General features: G+C 38.5%; 16 protein-coding genes, 2 pseudogenes and 1 riboswitch. Of the genes and pseudogenes, 8 read left to right on the top strand and 10 right to left on the bottom strand.

Annotated features, from left to right (window positions below; translation table 11 throughout):
- Positions 1–145: 145 nt before the first annotated feature.
- From D5R40_RS23405 to D5R40_RS23395, 3 genes and pseudogenes are all read right to left on the bottom strand, one after another.
- A pseudogene (locus D5R40_RS23405) lies at positions 146–292 on the bottom strand (zinc ribbon domain-containing protein); the annotation flags it as partial.
- 12 nt (positions 293–304) lie between these two features.
- Complete coding sequence (locus D5R40_RS23400) at positions 305–562, bottom strand: transposase (protein WP_124155289.1); 258 nt, start codon at positions 560–562, stop codon at positions 305–307.
- Positions 513–1,031 carry a tetratricopeptide repeat protein gene (locus tag D5R40_RS23395; protein ID WP_124144534.1) on the bottom strand — a complete coding sequence of 173 codons (519 nt, stop codon included), beginning with the start codon at positions 1,029–1,031 and terminating at the stop codon, positions 513–515. Before D5R40_RS23395 ends, D5R40_RS23400 begins: the two co-directional genes overlap by 50 nt.
- Before the next feature lie 465 nt (positions 1,032–1,496).
- On the opposite strand from D5R40_RS23395, the gene D5R40_RS23390 reads away from it, so the two are divergent.
- Positions 1,497–1,694 (top strand): NblA/ycf18 family protein, encoded by a 198-nt coding sequence (locus D5R40_RS23390; protein WP_124144533.1) that lies wholly within the window; start codon positions 1,497–1,499, stop codon positions 1,692–1,694.
- Positions 1,695–2,013: 319 nt separating this feature from the next.
- Here D5R40_RS23390 and D5R40_RS23385 read toward each other — a convergent pair whose 3' ends face one another.
- Entirely contained in the window at positions 2,014–2,463 is a 450-nt protein-coding gene (locus tag D5R40_RS23385) for a hypothetical protein (protein WP_124155288.1), read from the bottom strand.
- Between the two features lie 30 nt (positions 2,464–2,493).
- Positions 2,494–2,622, bottom strand: coding sequence for a hypothetical protein (locus D5R40_RS41380; protein ID WP_275670339.1), 129 nt, complete (start codon positions 2,620–2,622; stop codon positions 2,494–2,496).
- Positions 2,623–3,027: 405 nt separating this feature from the next.
- On the opposite strand from D5R40_RS41380, the gene D5R40_RS23380 reads away from it, so the two are divergent.
- The 3 genes and pseudogenes from D5R40_RS23380 (at position 3,028) to D5R40_RS23370 (ending at position 4,919) form a co-directional block, all read left to right on the top strand.
- Positions 3,028–3,231, top strand: coding sequence for a transposase (locus D5R40_RS23380; RefSeq protein ID WP_240038906.1), 204 nt, complete (start codon positions 3,028–3,030; stop codon positions 3,229–3,231).
- A 680-nt stretch (positions 3,232–3,911) separates the two neighbouring features.
- Positions 3,912–4,150, top strand: a pseudogene (locus D5R40_RS23375) (transposase); the annotation flags it as partial.
- A gap of 631 nt (positions 4,151–4,781) precedes the next feature.
- Positions 4,782–4,919, top strand: coding sequence for a zinc ribbon domain-containing protein (locus D5R40_RS23370; RefSeq protein WP_375339404.1), 138 nt, complete (start codon positions 4,782–4,784; stop codon positions 4,917–4,919).
- Between the two features lie 99 nt (positions 4,920–5,018).
- Here D5R40_RS23370 and thiC read toward each other — a convergent pair whose 3' ends face one another.
- From thiC to pyrE, 3 genes are all read right to left on the bottom strand, one after another.
- Positions 5,019–6,398, bottom strand: coding sequence for a phosphomethylpyrimidine synthase (gene thiC, locus D5R40_RS23365; protein ID WP_124155286.1), 1,380 nt, complete (start codon positions 6,396–6,398; stop codon positions 5,019–5,021).
- A gap of 8 nt (positions 6,399–6,406) precedes the next feature.
- Positions 6,407–6,501, bottom strand: a riboswitch (TPP riboswitch).
- A gap of 1,203 nt (positions 6,502–7,704) precedes the next feature.
- On the bottom strand, positions 7,705–8,178 hold the full coding sequence (locus D5R40_RS23360; RefSeq protein ID WP_124144529.1) for a hypothetical protein: 474 nt from the start codon (positions 8,176–8,178) through the stop codon (positions 7,705–7,707).
- Positions 8,168–8,779: an orotate phosphoribosyltransferase gene (gene pyrE / locus D5R40_RS23355; protein WP_124144528.1), complete on the bottom strand. Its 612-nt coding sequence runs from the start codon at positions 8,777–8,779 to the stop codon at positions 8,168–8,170. The genes D5R40_RS23360 and pyrE overlap by 11 nt, the downstream gene beginning before the upstream one ends.
- A gap of 273 nt (positions 8,780–9,052) precedes the next feature.
- Between pyrE and D5R40_RS23350 the strand changes: the two genes are divergently transcribed.
- Complete coding sequence (locus D5R40_RS23350) at positions 9,053–9,454, top strand: hypothetical protein (protein ID WP_124144527.1); 402 nt, start codon at positions 9,053–9,055, stop codon at positions 9,452–9,454.
- Between the two features lie 275 nt (positions 9,455–9,729).
- A complete protein-coding gene (locus D5R40_RS35925) occupies positions 9,730–9,885 on the top strand; it encodes a hypothetical protein (RefSeq protein WP_161564464.1) in 156 nt (51 codons plus the stop codon).
- A 104-nt stretch (positions 9,886–9,989) separates the two neighbouring features.
- On the opposite strand, the gene cobJ is transcribed toward D5R40_RS35925, so the two are convergent.
- Complete coding sequence (gene cobJ, locus D5R40_RS23345; protein ID WP_124155285.1) at positions 9,990–12,101, bottom strand: precorrin-3B C(17)-methyltransferase; 2,112 nt, start codon at positions 12,099–12,101, stop codon at positions 9,990–9,992.
- 499 nt (positions 12,102–12,600) lie between these two features.
- Between cobJ and D5R40_RS23340 the strand changes: the two genes are divergently transcribed.
- The gene (locus D5R40_RS23340; RefSeq protein ID WP_240038905.1) at positions 12,601–12,822 is read left to right on the top strand and encodes a DUF6200 domain-containing protein; all 222 of its coding nucleotides are present in this window, start codon (positions 12,601–12,603) and stop codon (positions 12,820–12,822) included.
- Positions 12,823–13,361: 539 nt separating this feature from the next.
- Here the strand turns inward: D5R40_RS23340 and rsmA are convergent.
- The gene (gene rsmA / locus D5R40_RS23335) at positions 13,362–14,180 is read right to left on the bottom strand and encodes a 16S rRNA (adenine(1518)-N(6)/adenine(1519)-N(6))-dimethyltransferase RsmA (protein WP_124144525.1); all 819 of its coding nucleotides are present in this window, start codon (positions 14,178–14,180) and stop codon (positions 13,362–13,364) included.
- Between the two features lie 582 nt (positions 14,181–14,762).
- Here rsmA and D5R40_RS23330 point away from each other — a divergent pair.
- Positions 14,763–15,569, top strand: a complete 807-nt coding sequence (locus D5R40_RS23330; protein ID WP_240041642.1) for a methyltransferase — start codon at positions 14,763–14,765, stop codon at positions 15,567–15,569.
- Positions 15,570–15,617 lie beyond the last annotated feature (48 nt).

Below are 15,617 nucleotides of genomic sequence, written 5' to 3'. Positions count from 1 at the left end.
GGGGTTAGGGGTGGGTCCCCATCTCCCCACACTCTCTCTACCATTACTATGCACCACCACCAATTTTTCTTGTTCGGGGGTTAAGGTAATTTGTCTCATAACTCAGTTTTCTCCTGGACGAGCAATAACAATTTTCAACATATATCTATTCCTCATTTATAAATAAATCATAGAATAAGGGCATATCTTTAACATGACCCCACCTACTGCAAATCTTTGACGATGGAAAAAATCTATCAACTACCACTAGCTCACAACCGTACCACTGAGTTTTATATTCAAGCTGTCGCCTAAACTCATAAAATCACTGGCCTGCACCCACCCCTCTAGCTCCCGTCCTGGGAGGGGATGGGGGTGGGTTATGGTTGGCTAACATACCGCTGAGGTTAAAATCTTCTATAACAACAACCCTGTGGTTTTTAGCTAAATATGTTGTTAATTTATGAAGTGCATGTTTGCGGATGTTAGCTACTCGTCTATGTAATGCCGCTATCTTGAGTTGTGCTTTTCTCTTAAGATTCTGCTTGAATTCTTTGTATTGCTTTCTCGATTTTTTCTGCATCTTCTCCTTTACCTTGTTCTTTTAATAAGTCTCTGGCTTTAGTGAGAGATACTAATGCTTCAGGTCGTTTATTTTCCAAATACAATGCTACCCCTAGTTGATAATGAAGCACTGCTAAGTCTGGTTTGAGACGAACAGCATTTTCAAATTGGGAAATTGCTTCTGACAAATTATTTTGATTGGCTAGAAGACTGCCCAGATTAGCATAAGCTTCTGCAAATTCTGAATCTAATTCAATAGCTTTGCGGAATGCTGCTTCTGCTGATGTCAGGTCTCCTTCCTTGTAGAGTTTCACCCCACGATCGAATTCTTCTTTGGCTTCTACTTCAAGGGCAATAATTGTTGTGTTCGCTAATTGGGTTTGTTTTGCTCTTGGTTTGAGAGTCGAAGCATCAGCTGAAGTAGTGCTGACGAAGCTGAGTATTATAGCTATGGCCAATAAGTTGTACTTAGATTTTTTATAAAACATTTTTAATAATGCTAGTCGTAATAGTTACTTGTTTCAGCATACTACTTATTTTTAGATTTGATCCCCTCTTTGTGAAATAAACCTTAAGAGAACTCCACTTGTTTAAATTTCTGCTTAAGACTTTTGAGAAATTGTCTACTCATCAGAAATTTGTTCAAAATGAGCATCTTTACTCTTGACTGTTATCTAGGATTTCTTTAAGGCAGAAGAAAATTCTCAATATTTGCTATTTTTATATCTGTGATACGAGAAAAATGATGGCAGTTTTGTCAAATATTTGTTATATTTTGTAACATGATGCGATATTCATATTTATTCTCACAGTTGTAGAAAATGTATGGCGATCGCTGAATCTAACAAGGCATATTTGGAGCAATCCAGATAAATTTTTTGTATCTAAATTTACTGATTTTACTCTGAAGTAGGCTCAGTGAATAGTTGTTACTATGAATATGGAGTAAAACTATGGACCAACCGATGGAAATGCCACTGGAAAAGCAATTTAGTGTTCGGTCTTTTGAGACTCAGGTACGCCAGATGAGTTTACAACAAGCTCAAGATTGCTTGGTTCAATTATATGAACAGATGTTGATGAGGGAAACTCTTTACCAACAATTTTTAAAACATAAGTGGGGATTAGAATCTAACCCTGATTTTGACTAAAACGGAAGTTGTCTTAGGGACGACCTCTTTCTCTCACTCAGTTTCAAACTAATGAAAGAGAGTTGGGGATCGTGGGGCGTCAACTAATACTGTTTCACTCAACTCAAAACTTAAAACTAAGATTTTATGAGCTAAGAAGTTTAGTTAACAACAACTTTAGGCGATTGATTATTTAATATTAATATATATTATTTGACATTATTTAAGTGTATTGCTATCAATTTGCAATTATTACAAGTATTAAAAACATCATTGAGTGACTAACTCAAAAATTAAGAATATTCAAGAATACTAAAAAATATTAATAATTGTTTATTAATTAATCTGGTTGACGCTCTATAGTTGCCTCCATAGCACTATTCAAAGAAACACCACTTAAAATCCCGCCAGTAAAATAATATCGCTCTTGGTCTAAGCGTAGTAAAGTTTCAAAGCCACTACGACGTTGGACATCATTTCCCAGTACCCAATAGCGCTGAATAATTGAATTAATGCCCAGCCATCCTTCTCCTTCTATTTTTCCTAGTTCGCTATGCTGAAGAAGAAACGTATAGTGTCGTTCGTCACTGTCGAGACGTCCTCTGTATTGTAAGATAATGTCCTCACGGTCTTGACTGGGAAATATCAGTTTTGTCACCATAGAGAACCAATCTGTACGGTCCCATGTAACAATAGTCTTACCCTTAACAGTAATTAACATTCCATTACGCTCTAGCCAATTTCCTTCTATTGACCATTGGCCTGATTCTAGTATAAATGTATGAGCCACAGTGCTATTCCTATGCTCCTAATCCTAGCTTCATTGATACGGCGAGGTGGGAGGTTGACAAAAATTACGTTTTGTGCTAATGGTATGCCAGTCAAAAGATTCAGCAAGATTAGTCCAAAGAAAAAGTCTAATATCTTGATGTTTTGGCTGGTGAAGCATGGGTAAATTGAGTTACCTAGTTCAGTGTTAGCACTATCGATCTATCTTAGACTATCTATACCACTTATGTGTATAAATAATCTAAAAAACAAAAAATTAAAAACTTTAAATATAGGTAGAACTGTCCTTTGTTAGAGTTTAAATTAAAAATTTTTCTCCAACCATCAAACCCTCTTTACCCACAAATAGTAAAAAAAGTAGTAGGGAACAGGGAACAGCAGATCAAAATTTGAAAATTGTGAGGTTTAGGGAAATAATTGATATTACTCTTATATTTTAATTATTTTATTAAATATTAATTATTCGTTACCAATTTGTTTAATGGTTAAATCAAAGGCTTATTTATTTTCGTGGATATGTCTAATATCAAATTCGTTGATTAACAATTAAACTGTAAAGCCCGCGGTGACTGAAACGGAGGTAGCAGGAAGCAATTACGAAAAAGCTAGGCTGAGAATAGCTAAATTTCATCCCAAACTTAAAGATACTAGAACGGATTTCCTACATAAGTTATCTACTGAAATAATTCGTGAAAACCAAACAATTATTTTGGAAGATTTAAACGTTTCTGGTTTGTTAAAGAATCGGAAATTGTCAAAAGCTATATAAGATTTAGGATGGAGACAATGCGAGGAGTCAGTCCTCAGTCCTCAGAAGTCAGGAGGGAAGAAAGAAGGAAGGAACAAAAGTAAAGATAATTTCAGTATTTCTTCGGTACTGTCAGTTCTTAAATTTTATTTATAACTGACCCGTCCGTTAGCGTAGCTCCCCCGGAGGGGGAACATGATATAAGATGATTTTCTCGCAGGGGTGATACCCATTACTTAATCTAGTTAAACATTTAGAGTTAGTCAGAAGGGGATTAGTCTGAAAGTTTCATCTCTTGATTTACCAACGCCGAAATTTAATATCCTTTGCTATTTTTTCTCTACCATCAGCAGAGTAAACCAAAGTTCTATAGATTCCAAATTGGTTCTATTTAGGGTTTGCTGAATAAATCTCAAAAATTTACATAGTAAAGATTTAAGGCATTTTTGATTGGAAATTGTACTTGATTTTGAGCTAAAATACACTCTTATTCCAGGTATCTATAACTGCACACACCATGTACAGACAAGGCAGTCCTCCCTTGGGGAGACCACCCAAAAATATTAGACTTGTCGCTTTATAACTTAAAAAATCCCCAAAAACCTTGTTCTATAAGGATTCTAGCTATTGGAGACTAAAAAGCCTTGGAATGATTGCTCTGTCTAGGTTGGAGCGATTTTTTCCCTCTATTTAGCGACAACTCTATTGATAAACAAACGAAGAAACAAGCTCAGTTAGATGAAAGATTACGGAACCATGTTGAGGGTAAATTTGGGCAAGCAAAAAGAGGATTTAGTCTCGGAAAAGTGATGGCTAAACTTTCTGAAACTTCCACAACTGCGATAGAACTCCGTTCCGCTGCGCGATCGCAATTACTTTTCTAGTAATTAACCTTTCCACCCTCACCGGAAGAGGCTTTTTCTCTTTTTTTGTACTTTTTTGCTCCAAAAACTGTTTTTGCGGTCTATTTAATCATTTCAACTTATAGTTGAATTAATAATGATAAATTTTGATTATGATCAGCTTTCTTTGAATAACAAGTCAACCATTTTCAGGCTTTTGAGCGCAAACCCTATTTAGAAATACAGGGGGAGTATGGGGAGTGTGGGGAGTACAGGGTCTGGTCTGACCCGACGCTGCAAACTTCACGCAAGAGCTGTATTCTCCTTTCGGACTACACTCGCGCCCCATACCCGAGGGTGATGAAAAATCTACCCTTGTCAGCATGGGGTGATGGAGGTGTGGAGCGAGTATTTTTCAACCTGATTGGTGCGCTACCAGGTGCGCCGTGCGACGGTGAGTGCAGTGCGCCTTGCAGGTTCCCAAGGGGCTGTGGGCGGAACCAGCGTCCGCCCGATAGGCACCCCGCCAAAAGTCACGCAACTGCGGTACGCAAATTTTCTCTGTTAGCGTAGCTCCTCCGGAGGAGGAAAGAGATAACCGAAGGGCGCGGGATCGCATCCACTTTTTCCTGTATTGCCTCTAAGTAAGAACCTTTGAGTAACTCAAAAATTTTTACGCACCGCAAAGATACCAAATGGGTTCTATAGTTAGCTAAAGCTATAGCAGATATGGGATTTTATGAGTTTCGTAGACAGCTAGAGTACAAGTGTAAACTATATGGTTCTCAACTAATCATCGCCGATCTATGGTTTCCCAGTTCTAAAACTTGTTCTAACTTTGAAAATGTCAAACAGTCTCTGTGTTGATCAGAGCGTGTATTTCAATCCGAAAACTGCGGATTCATAGAAGATATAGGACTACGCATTCAGGTTAGGACAAGTTAAAATAGATTAGCCAAATAGATATTAACTTTGAGTTACAGGTTCTTTTTCTTGAGCCAAAAACTTCTCTAATTCTGTCAAAGCATCAGCATCAACCTTAGTCTGCATCGGACAGAATTTTGGTCCGCACATAGAACAAAATTCAGCAGTTTTATAAATATCCGCAGGCAAAGTTTCGTCGTGATATTCCTTAGCTCGATCTGGGTCTAAAGATAACTCAAATTGACGGTTCCAATCAAAATTATAACGAGCAGCAGAAAGTTCATCATCCCTATCTCTTGCTCCCTGACGATGACGAGCAATATCCGCAGCATGGGCAGCAATTTTATAAGCAATTAACCCATTTCGCACATCCTCAGCATCAGGCAAACCTAAATGTTCTTTCGGAGTAACATAACACAACATCGCTGTACCATACCAACCTGCCATTGCCGCGCCAATAGCAGAAGTAATATGGTCATAACCAGGAGCAATATCTGTGACTAATGGACCCAAAACATAGAAAGGTGCTTCCGAACACTCTTCCATTTGTTTCTTAACATTAAATTCAATTTGATCCATCGGTACATGGCCTGGACCCTCTACCATAACTTGGACATCATGTTCCCAAGCACGGCGAGTTAATTGACCTAATGTTTTTAATTCTGCCAATTGCGCTTCATCAGAAGCGTCGTGAGTACAACCAGGTCGTAAAGAGTCCCCTAAACTGAAAGAAACATCATATTTTTTGAATATTTCAATGATGTCATCAAAGTGAGTATAAAGAGGATTTTGTTTATGGTGGTGTAGCATCCACTTAGCAATAATTCCACCGCCACGGGAAACTATACCAGTGATACGACTTCTGACTAGAGGTAGATGCTCGATTAAAATTCCGGCATGGATAGTTTGATAGTCTACCCCTTGTTGAGCGTGCTTTTCAATAACATGAAGAAAGTCGTCAGCAGTTAAATTTTCAATTCTGCCATGAACACTTTCTACTGCCTGGTAAACTGGTACTGTACCGATAGGAACTGGTGAAGCGTTGATAATGGCAGTTCTAATTTCGTCCAAGTTACCGCCACCTGTGGATAAGTCCATAACGGTATCTGCACCGTATTTAATAGACAGTTTCAGTTTATCAACTTCCTTCTCAATGTCGGAAGTGTTGGGAGAGGCACCAATATTAGCATTAACTTTACACCTAGAAGCAATGCCAATACACATTGGTTCTAAATTAGTGTGATTAATATTAGCAGGGATAATCATCCGTCCCCTTGCTACTTCTTCGCGGATTAACTCAGCAGGGAGATTTTCTCGTTGGGCCACAAAGTCCATTTCTTCAGTGATGATTCCCTGACGAGCATAGTGCATTTGAGAGACATTTTTGTGTCCACTACGCTTGGCGATCCATTCTGTCCGCATATATTCATTCCTTTAATAAACAGCTTCCCTCCGCTGGTATTAACCAGTCTCAGGTTCTAAGGGTATTTCTCAGCCTAATATCTAGGCACCCCTAGCTTAGTCTTTTACTATAGCACTTTTTTGGGATTGGATTGAGGGTAATCAAAAAGCCCAGTAGGGTGCGTTAATGAAATGTAACGCACCGTCTATCTAGCCTATTCCAAATATTTCGGTGCGTTTCGCTTTCCTACGGAATGCTGCGCGACATGAATGCGCAGCGAAACGCTTTTCATGTCGCGCAGCGTTTCATGTCAGCAACAGCCGAAAACACACCCTACTGTAGGGAAAAGAGATTTATCCTAAATAATACCTCATCATTCAGGAAAGTTGTATATTGACATACTCCCGACGTTGCGCATAGCGCGACAACGCGGGATTCTTCAGTCATGAAAAAAATAACCGCTGTTTCGTGTGAGGTGATGTCCTCCCCCTGTGTTGACATTGATAATAACATGCATACCTCCTAGCTTGTCAAGGGTATAGGAAGGTTTTATTTGTGGAGGTATCCGACTCTTGGCCCTAGCTTTCCCATCCCTCCGCTCCCCTTCGGGAGAGCGCGGGACTTCCCGCCAGGGAAGTTAAAATTCTTTACTTGTTGATTTATGAAGAATTATTAAATTTAGCAGTTCTATAGAACCCCCGATCGTATCTTTGCACGGGGTATGTGCTTTTGGCTGCCGTCCTCAGAACTCAGTCGGTGATGAAGTCAGGAGATTCAGGAACTAGAATAGGGCCAAAAGCGGATGATACCCCGGGTCCTTCGGGTATCTCTTTCCTCCTCCGGAGGAGCTACACTAACAGAAACGCTTTGCGTACGGCAGTTGCTTCAATTCGGCGCGGCATCTATCGGGCAGAACCTGCTGAGGCCCACAGCCCCTTGGGAACCCGAAGGGCGTACTGCACTCACCGTCGCACGGCGCACCAGGTAGTGCACCAAGCAGGTTGAAATTTGCTTCCATCTCCCCATCTCCCCATCTCTTTTTAAATAGATCTCAAATGGGTTCTATAGTGACGGTTAAAACAGGCAAAAACAAAACCAGATTCCGGCAAACCACAATCTACCCGACTAAACTACTTTTGAGGCACCTCCATCGGCGAACAAACAAATTGATAGGGGTAAATAGACAATATTGTTGACTTAATTGGTCGGGAAGAATGGAGAGAAGATTAATTTAGCAGAAGTAGGAAACACAGGGGTTGTGAACAGGAAATATAGTTGAGTTATAAATAATACAAATCATTTTGCACAGGAACTAATTTAATTAAATTAATCCAGCTCAAGAAGCATTTTGAGTCTTTCTAAAACTATAGCTTCTTGTTGACTAATTTTAGGTCCTGTAGCAAATATTCCCTCTCCAGAAGCATTAGCTATTTGAGTCGCTATTTCATAGAGAAATTCTTTGTATTCTTGAGCTTCTTTCGGAGTCGCTTTAAGATGAGCAATCGCTACTGCAGCTTTAATTTTTTCTTCTGCATCTTCCAGAAATTCTGTAAAATTTACTGCATTTTCTATCTCATTTATTCGAGTCGTTTTTTCTGCAATATCTACCAACAAATTATGAACCAGTTGATTATCCTGATAATTTAACTTAGCGTGCTTAATTTCTTTGTTAAAAGTAAATACTTCTTTAACAGCCGAAAAAAGTGTAAATTCAGAGGTAATAATTATCATCGAAACCAAAGTAATTGCTTGCAACAATAACTCCCATTCTGAATTTGTATAATCTGCTTTAGTCGTCATTTTTCTGGCTAATATTTTTCAGATTTTCTTGTAGCTCTGATATAGTAAATATTGACTCAAACTGAAGACCTTCTTTTTGATAAAGTTCTCGACCTCCTTGCTCCCTATCTACAAGGGCAAAAACCCGATGGACTTGATAGCTTGCTTCTCGCAGTCGATTAACAGCTAGCATTGCTGATGCTCCAGTTGTGACCACATCTTCCAAAACAACCACCCTGGCATTAGCTTCTAGTGAGGGTCCTTCTATATAAGCCATTGTGCCATGTCCTTTAGCTTGTTTTCGGATAATTAAAGCTGGTATTGGACGATTTTCATAAGCTGAGACTACACTAACAGCAGTAACTATTGGATCTGCACCTAAAGTTAAACCTGCTACACCTTGAGTATCTTCAGGTAAGATGGACAATAATAACCGTCCAATTGCTAAAGCACCTTGGGGATGAAGAGTGACGTATTTACCATTTATGTAATAGGAGCTACGTTGTCCAGAAGATAAGATAAAATCCCCTTCGCGATAAGCTAAATTACATAACAAATCGAGTAGTTCTTGTTTGATGGTGGTTAAATCAAGAGTAGCTAAGGATGAAATTTGATTTGTCATACTTTTAATTAAAATAGTTCCAAAATATATAATTTTTTGCCATATAATCTCACTGCTATAATATGAGCAATTTAGCCATTCTTGTCCGCACTGTGGCATAGCAATAGACCGCGATGTGAACGTGGCATAAAAAATAGGGCGGCAGGGCATTCCGTCCTTAAAGCACGCGCTTGCCCGACGGAATACCGGGGCTGCGAAACGAGAAGTCCACACTATAGCGTCAGCTTAGTATGGGAGATGTCACCAGTAATAACCTACAATAAATAATAACGTATGGCCATGAATTGGAAAAGCCTTAGTGGCATAATGATTTTTTCAGCGATCGCGACTCTAACATCTGTCCAAATTGCTCAAGCGGGACATCCTGAAGATCCTGTTGGTACATATCAACCTTTTGCAGAAGAGTTTAACGAAGCAAGTCAAAGATATTCTGGTAACTTTTTTGAGAAAACAGAGTTTTTGAATCAAATAGGTCGTTATTTTGGTATATTAAGGTTTCCTGATGAAGCTATTTCTGACGACTTACGCCTAATCAATCAGCTTTATATAGAGGAACAAAGGCGGCAGTTTTCTAGTACACCAGTCATTAGAACTCCTGATTTAGTTAATCCCTATAATTCATCAGTAATGACAGCTCCTCCTTCTGATTCAATTCCTACTTTTGGTGGTAATTAGGTAAGCATTTCCTCCGGAATGCTCCGCAAATAGCCGTCAGCTATTAGCTATCAGCTATTAATTTTGAGGAAGATAAAAGCAACCTTTGAAATTGAGGAAAGAATAAAATTTACTGGCAAAGTTCTCTTCCTAAACCTTAGAAGTAATTACTTATTACTTATTACTAATTGCTGATAGCTGACTGCTAATAGCTGTTAGCTCCGCATTCTGCAGGAAATACTTACATCCTATCCGCTTTCAAGGAGAGGTAATTAGGGTTTGCTGAAAAAGTCTTTTTGCTCTTTAGTAGGAGACAGGAGACAGGAGACAACCCACCCCTAACCCCTCCCAGGAGGGGGAGACAGGAGAAACGGGGAATGAGCGAGGAGGTAGGAGTAAGAATTGTCCCAAGATTATTCTGCCATAGTCAGCCCAAAATACTAGCTTTTTGAGCATGAAGAGCTGAAAACCATGCACTTTTTCAATACCTAAAAAAGCTAAAACCTTTATCTAGTAATTATTTGAGATTTAATCAGCAAACCCTAATTATTAATTATTAATTATTAATTGTTGAATAACCCCTGGGTGTAATCATCCAATTATTGTAAATACCTGTAGATTCATTACCAATCAAAATTACTGTCAACATATCAATAGAAAACTCCAATAATTTATCCAGACTTGTCAAGGTAATTTCCTCATTTTCTCGATAAACAGACCGGACAATTGCTACTGGAGTTTCCGATTTACGATATTCTAAAAATATCTTCACAGCTTTAACTAATTGTTCTGTTCTTTTCTGGGATTTAGGATTATAAAGTGCCACAACAAAATCAGCCATTGCTACAGCATTTAAACGTTTTTCTATTACCTCCCAAGGTGTTAATAAATCGCTCAAACTAATAGCACAAAAATCGTGCATCAAAGGCGCACCAACTCTAGCAGCAGCAGACTGTAAAGCACTAACTCCAGGAAATACTTCTACTATCGGAATTTTGCCATCCCAACCTGTGGCTCGAAGTTGCTCTAAAACTAATCCTGCCATGCCATAAATTCCACAATCACCAGAAGAAACTACTGCGACATTTAAGCCAAAATTTGCCAATTCAATTGCTCTTTCTGCTCGTTCTTTTTCTTGAGTAATAGGTAATTTTTCTATGATTTGCCCAGGATTTAATAAGGGTTGAATTAAGTCAATATAAAGAGAATAACCAATGACAACATCAGCAGAACTAACAGCCATTTGAGCTGCGGGTGTCATCTGTTCTAATTTTCCTGGGCCAGTGCCAATTAACAATAGTTTTCCAGTTCTTCCTGTATATTCTTTTTCAGATATAGCCACAGCAATAGTTGCTGCTCCTGGTTCACCTTCTAGACGAAATATTTGCTTACTAACTAATAAATTACCTTCATTAATTTCCTGAAAGTTCGAGGATAAATTGTCAGTATTCTCTTTTGATTCTGAATTAAGATTATCTTTTTCTTCTGGGTTTAATACTCCGTCTTCTACATAGTGTTTATAATTAGTTTTAATTTGAGTATCTATCCATTTATTCATTCCTTCTTCTTTTTTCCCTCTTCCCTCTTCCTTCTGCCTTCTGCCTTCTGCCTTCTTCCTTCTGCCTTCTTCCCTCTTCCTTCTTCCTTCTTTTACCCCTAAAATTGCAGCAGCTTCAGCAACACTAGGAGTTCCTACTTCCTGAGCAACAATATTAGAAGGATTAGGTACTTCAACACAGCTTAATAACTCGGAAGAAAAAGTCTGCAAGGGTAAATCTTGTTCCTGACAAAATTCTACTAACCCTATTTCATCAGCTTTAAGATCGATAGTGGCAATTCCAGCGATCGCTCCTTTTGCTAAATGATTAGTTTGAAATACTTGTTGAATAGCAGTTGCAATTAATTTTTTAGAAGTACCTCTTTCACAACCAACCCCTATCCACAAAACTCGTGGATGCCATTGCACTTTCGGTAAATCTGAATCTGGAGAAAACTGGCGCTTAGTAAAACTAATCCAAATTCTGGCCTTGGGAGTAGGGGATGAGCGATCGCCTATTTCTGGAAATCCAAAATAAAATGGATGATTCTGGGGTAGATGCTCTTGCCACAAGGTCGAACCCACTTCCTGAATTACTTGTACAGTTTCTCCTCTAGCAACTATTCCACTGACTCTATTCCAGTCTCCCTCTCCTCGCTGCCAACCAAAAGGTTTACCCAAAATATCAACACCAGGTAATTCCAAATTATGGGATGCGCCTGTAATAATTGGGGTAGCGTTCAGGAGGCGAGCGAGTACATTAGTTAGTTTATCGGCACCACCTTGATGACCACTACATAAACTAATGACAAATTTACCTGCTTCATCTACAACGACTACTGCTGGATCGCAATATTTATCTTTTAAAAGTGGAGATATTAAACGTACAACTGCACCGCTGGCGAGACAGAAAACTATAGCACTATAGTTTTGCCAAATATTTGCTAGATGATTTTTCAGAGAGTCAGTGTAAATTTCGGCGTTAACAGTAGAATTTGTTGTGTGTTGACAAGAGTCTGGCATCCACAGAGTTGCCCCCATTGTCTGACAAATAGGTTGCAATAATTTTGTTGCTGTGGGAGTTGTGGCGATCGCTGCTATGGGTTGAAATTCTTGGCCAATTAAATTCATGTTTTAGGTATTTGAAATTGGATTTGTTATTTATTCTATGTCCTAAATAACTCGTTCCTTGCTATACCAACATCTTCTCTACAGGGTTTCTATAGCGCTGCGCGCAGGCAACAGCTCCGGAAGGGGGAATAAAAAGCTGATAATATAAGATATGAGCGCAAACCCTAATTAAGTAATTAAAAATAACCGAATAACTTTCCCCGTGTTCCCTACTCAATAGCCAAGTTGAAAAGTTTTTGAGAAATGGTATGGTATTGTATTGGTTGTCCAATTTTTGTCAAATATTGTTGGCCAGTTAAGAAATCTAAAATTTTTATCACAAAAAACACAGAAAAGACTGCTGGGTTAACAAGTTATAACAGTCACTATTACTTTATTTGACATATCAAAAGCTTAAAATATTAGACAACTTAAAATGTAGACCAAGGGCTTTGAGTTTTGTAACTAAAATTACATACAAGTACTTAATTTAGTACCCATAAATAACAAGGAGAAAAAAATGAAGAAAAAGATGAAGCAAAAAACAAACACCATTATTTTAGAGATGGGCACGGCTAAAAGTAAAGATATCCGTGATTTGCAGAGAGGTGAAGGTAAGATATCCAAGAATATAGGAAAAATGATCAAACAACTGAAAGCATCAGGTGAAACCCCAGAAGATGCACAACCTGTAATTATAATTGTCAGGAAAAAAAGGGAAAAAAAAGGACTTTTTGACTAAGTAAGCGATCGAATTACAGCAGATTCCAAGCATATGAAGTACAGATATTAATCATTAAATGTTCTTAGTGCGAGCATCTTGCTCCCGCGGGTGTACCTCACCAAAGTGGAATCCGGTGTATCTAGCTCTTGCTATGGGGTAAGAGCTATAGCGCTACGCGCAAGTCAGAAGTCAGAAGTCAGAAGTCATATAAAATCCGGTAGCATCGGTGTAATAAGATAGTGAATCAGAATTCAGAATCCAGAAATAGATAGGGCTGGCTGATTAAATTTCAAAGCATTGACGGATAAAGGTTTCAGCCTTTTTGGAGGGAAAAAAGTGCTAGCTTTTTGGTATAAAAAGTTCATGCATATTAGTATTGAGGGCAAACAAAGGCAGAACAATCTTGGGACAACTCTTCTTCCTACCTCCTCTATAATTCCCATTCCTCCTGACTCCTGTCTCCTGTATTCCCCTCCTGGGAGGGGGAGGGGCGAGGGGTGGGTTGTCTCTTACCCTCACCCATAAGACTTTTTCAGCAAACCCTAAATAGATAGTTCTCAAATGGGTTCTATGCTATTTGCTAGTGCTACCCACTGCTGCACGCTTAAATCTTCTGCACGAACTTGAGGATTTACTTTTAACTTTTCTAGTAATGGGAAGAGGCGATCGCGTTCAATAACTGCTTTAAGATTATTCCTTAACATTTTCCGTTTACTAGAAAAACCTAATTTAACTAATGTTTCCATTTGTTTAGGATTATTTGCCTGGGGTTCTATTAATTGAGGGCGTAGTCGTATTACTGCTGAGTCAACTTTTGGTGGGGGATAAAATGCTTTGGCAGGTACATCACAAATAAATTCACAGTTGGCTAAATATTGAATTTTTACTGAGAGGGAACTATAAGCTTTTGAGTCTGGTCGAGCGCAGATTCTATCCGCTACTTCTTTTTGTAATAATAAGACGATTAAATCATAACTATTAGCTACAGGTTGGGCAATTGTTCCTAATAGTTTTTCTAGGATTGGTCCGGTAATATTATAGGGTATATTAGCTACAACTTTATTAGGATTTTGGAAAGCTGGAAATTGTGCCAAATTTGTTTCTAAATCTAGGGATAAAATATCTCCTTGTAACAATAAAAAATTTTCTACAGAGCCAATTTTTTTAACTAACTTTTGACATAAATCTCTGTCAATTTCTACTGCAACAACGGAAGCTGCTAGGGGTAATAAACGATGAGTCAGGATGCCTGTACCTGGACCAATTTCTAGGAGGCGATCGCTGTCGGATAATTCAGCAGCTTGGACAATTTTATTGAGAGCTTTGTCACTCCTCAACCAATGTTGAGCAAATCTTTTTCGGGGTTGAATAGTCATTTCAGTTATCAGTTATATAGCAGGGAACAGGGAACAGGGAAAAGGGAACAGGGAACAGGGAATAGTACCTCTGCAATCAGGGGACTGGAACTGAGGAATATTCTCTTTTTTTATCTTCTTAAAAGATTCAGCACCAGACCCAAATTTTTTTGTCATAATATAGCAACCCTAAATGATTTGTGAAAAAAAACTGTAGGGGTTTGGTCTTTTCATCCCATTTTAGCTTGGGGAAAGGAGACCAAACCCCGTTAGATAAAATGTTACAACCTATCAGGATTTACACAAAAATAGTTGTGTTTTTGCCATAAATCACCAATAATTAAGGTTGAAATATTGAAATGTTGTCAGATAGTAATTTGTCTCAATTTGGCTTTTAAAAATCATCTTAAGTAGACAAGCTTTACTAAGTAAAAAAAAGTATGTTACAAAACTATGGTCTATAGGGAAAAGGGAGCAAATATTTGTAGCAAATAATTTGAAATTTTCTGGAGACCGAATTTTCGTGATATATATATATGTATATATTAAGTTCTCAAATTTATACTTTTCAAAAAATATCACTTTTTTTGGATAAAATAAAATATGATGTCAATATCCGATCTAGACCAAGAACTAGAAATACTAACTTGTGATGATAAACCGCTTTGGGATACATGGTTATCGATGTTCCACTTCCCTACACTTACTGTTGCAGACGAGCTAGGACTTTTCTCTTTATTAGACAAAAAGCCTGCAACTGCTGAAGAAGTAGCAACAAATTTGTCTTTAGGGTCTCGTGCTACTGAAGCACTTTTAGGAGTAATGACATCACTAGGCTATCTTGTGCAGTTTAAGGGAAAATTCCATCTTACCCAGGTATCACAAAATTTTTTACTTCCTGATAGTCCTTACTACTGGGGTGGTATACTGCATTTTATGCGCGATAACCCTTTGTCACATTCAGAACTGCTAGAGGCTGTCCAAAATGATAGGTCTAGTATTTATGACGAGAAGGGTATTTGGGAAACTCACGAAGCAGATCAAGAAAAGGCTGAAGCTTTTACTAGACACATGCACAGTCAAAGTCTTACTCCTGCACTTGGTGCTGCCTTGAGAGGTGACTTTTTTGGTGTCAAACGTCTTCTCGATGTGGGAGGTGGTTCTGGTGCTTTTTGTTTTGCCTTAGCTCGGCGTTACCCCCAAATGCACTGTACTATTTTAGAATTACCAACAGTATGCGACATAGCACAAGAATATATAGCAGAAGCTGGATTATCTGATAGAGTAGATACTTATGTGGGAGATTTTTTCCAACAGCCTTTTCCTTCTGGGTATGATGCAATTCTCTTCAGTAATATTTTTCACGACTGGGGATGGGAAAAATGTTTACATCTAGCAAAACAACCATAAGGGGGTTGGTAAGGGGGTGCTGGTTTCCCCACTCCTCCACAGGGTGGG

This window comes from Okeania hirsuta (assembly GCF_003838195.1).
Classification (GTDB): Bacteria; Cyanobacteriota; Cyanobacteriia; order Cyanobacteriales; family Microcoleaceae; genus Okeania; species Okeania hirsuta.
This window is presented reverse-complemented; position numbering and strand designations above follow the sequence as displayed.

Bases quoted from the DNA above. Each gene is read 5' to 3' on its own strand.
- thiC (WP_124155286.1), bottom strand. From the start codon at position 6,398: ATGCGGACAGAATGGATCGCCAAGCGTAGTGGACACAAAAATGTCTCT.
- D5R40_RS23330 (WP_240041642.1), top strand. From the start codon at position 14,763: ATGATGTCAATATCCGATCTAGACCAAGAACTAGAAATACTAACTTGT.
- D5R40_RS23340 (WP_240038905.1), top strand. From the start codon at position 12,601: ATGAAGAAAAAGATGAAGCAAAAAACAAACACCATTATTTTAGAGATG.
- cobJ (WP_124155285.1), bottom strand. From the start codon at position 12,101: ATGAATTTAATTGGCCAAGAATTTCAACCCATAGCAGCGATCGCCACA.
- D5R40_RS23370 (WP_375339404.1), top strand. From the start codon at position 4,782: ATGGGATTTTATGAGTTTCGTAGACAGCTAGAGTACAAGTGTAAACTA.
- rsmA (WP_124144525.1), bottom strand. From the start codon at position 14,180: ATGACTATTCAACCCCGAAAAAGATTTGCTCAACATTGGTTGAGGAGT.
- D5R40_RS23400 (WP_124155289.1), bottom strand. From the start codon at position 562: ATGCAGAAAAAATCGAGAAAGCAATACAAAGAATTCAAGCAGAATCTT.
- D5R40_RS23360 (WP_124144529.1), bottom strand. From the start codon at position 8,178: ATGACGACTAAAGCAGATTATACAAATTCAGAATGGGAGTTATTGTTG.
- pyrE (WP_124144528.1), bottom strand. From the start codon at position 8,779: ATGACAAATCAAATTTCATCCTTAGCTACTCTTGATTTAACCACCATC.
- D5R40_RS23395 (WP_124144534.1), bottom strand. From the start codon at position 1,031: ATGTTTTATAAAAAATCTAAGTACAACTTATTGGCCATAGCTATAATA.
- D5R40_RS23350 (WP_124144527.1), top strand. From the start codon at position 9,053: ATGGCCATGAATTGGAAAAGCCTTAGTGGCATAATGATTTTTTCAGCG.
- D5R40_RS41380 (WP_275670339.1), bottom strand. From the start codon at position 2,622: ATGCTTCACCAGCCAAAACATCAAGATATTAGACTTTTTCTTTGGACT.
- D5R40_RS23390 (WP_124144533.1), top strand. From the start codon at position 1,497: ATGGACCAACCGATGGAAATGCCACTGGAAAAGCAATTTAGTGTTCGG.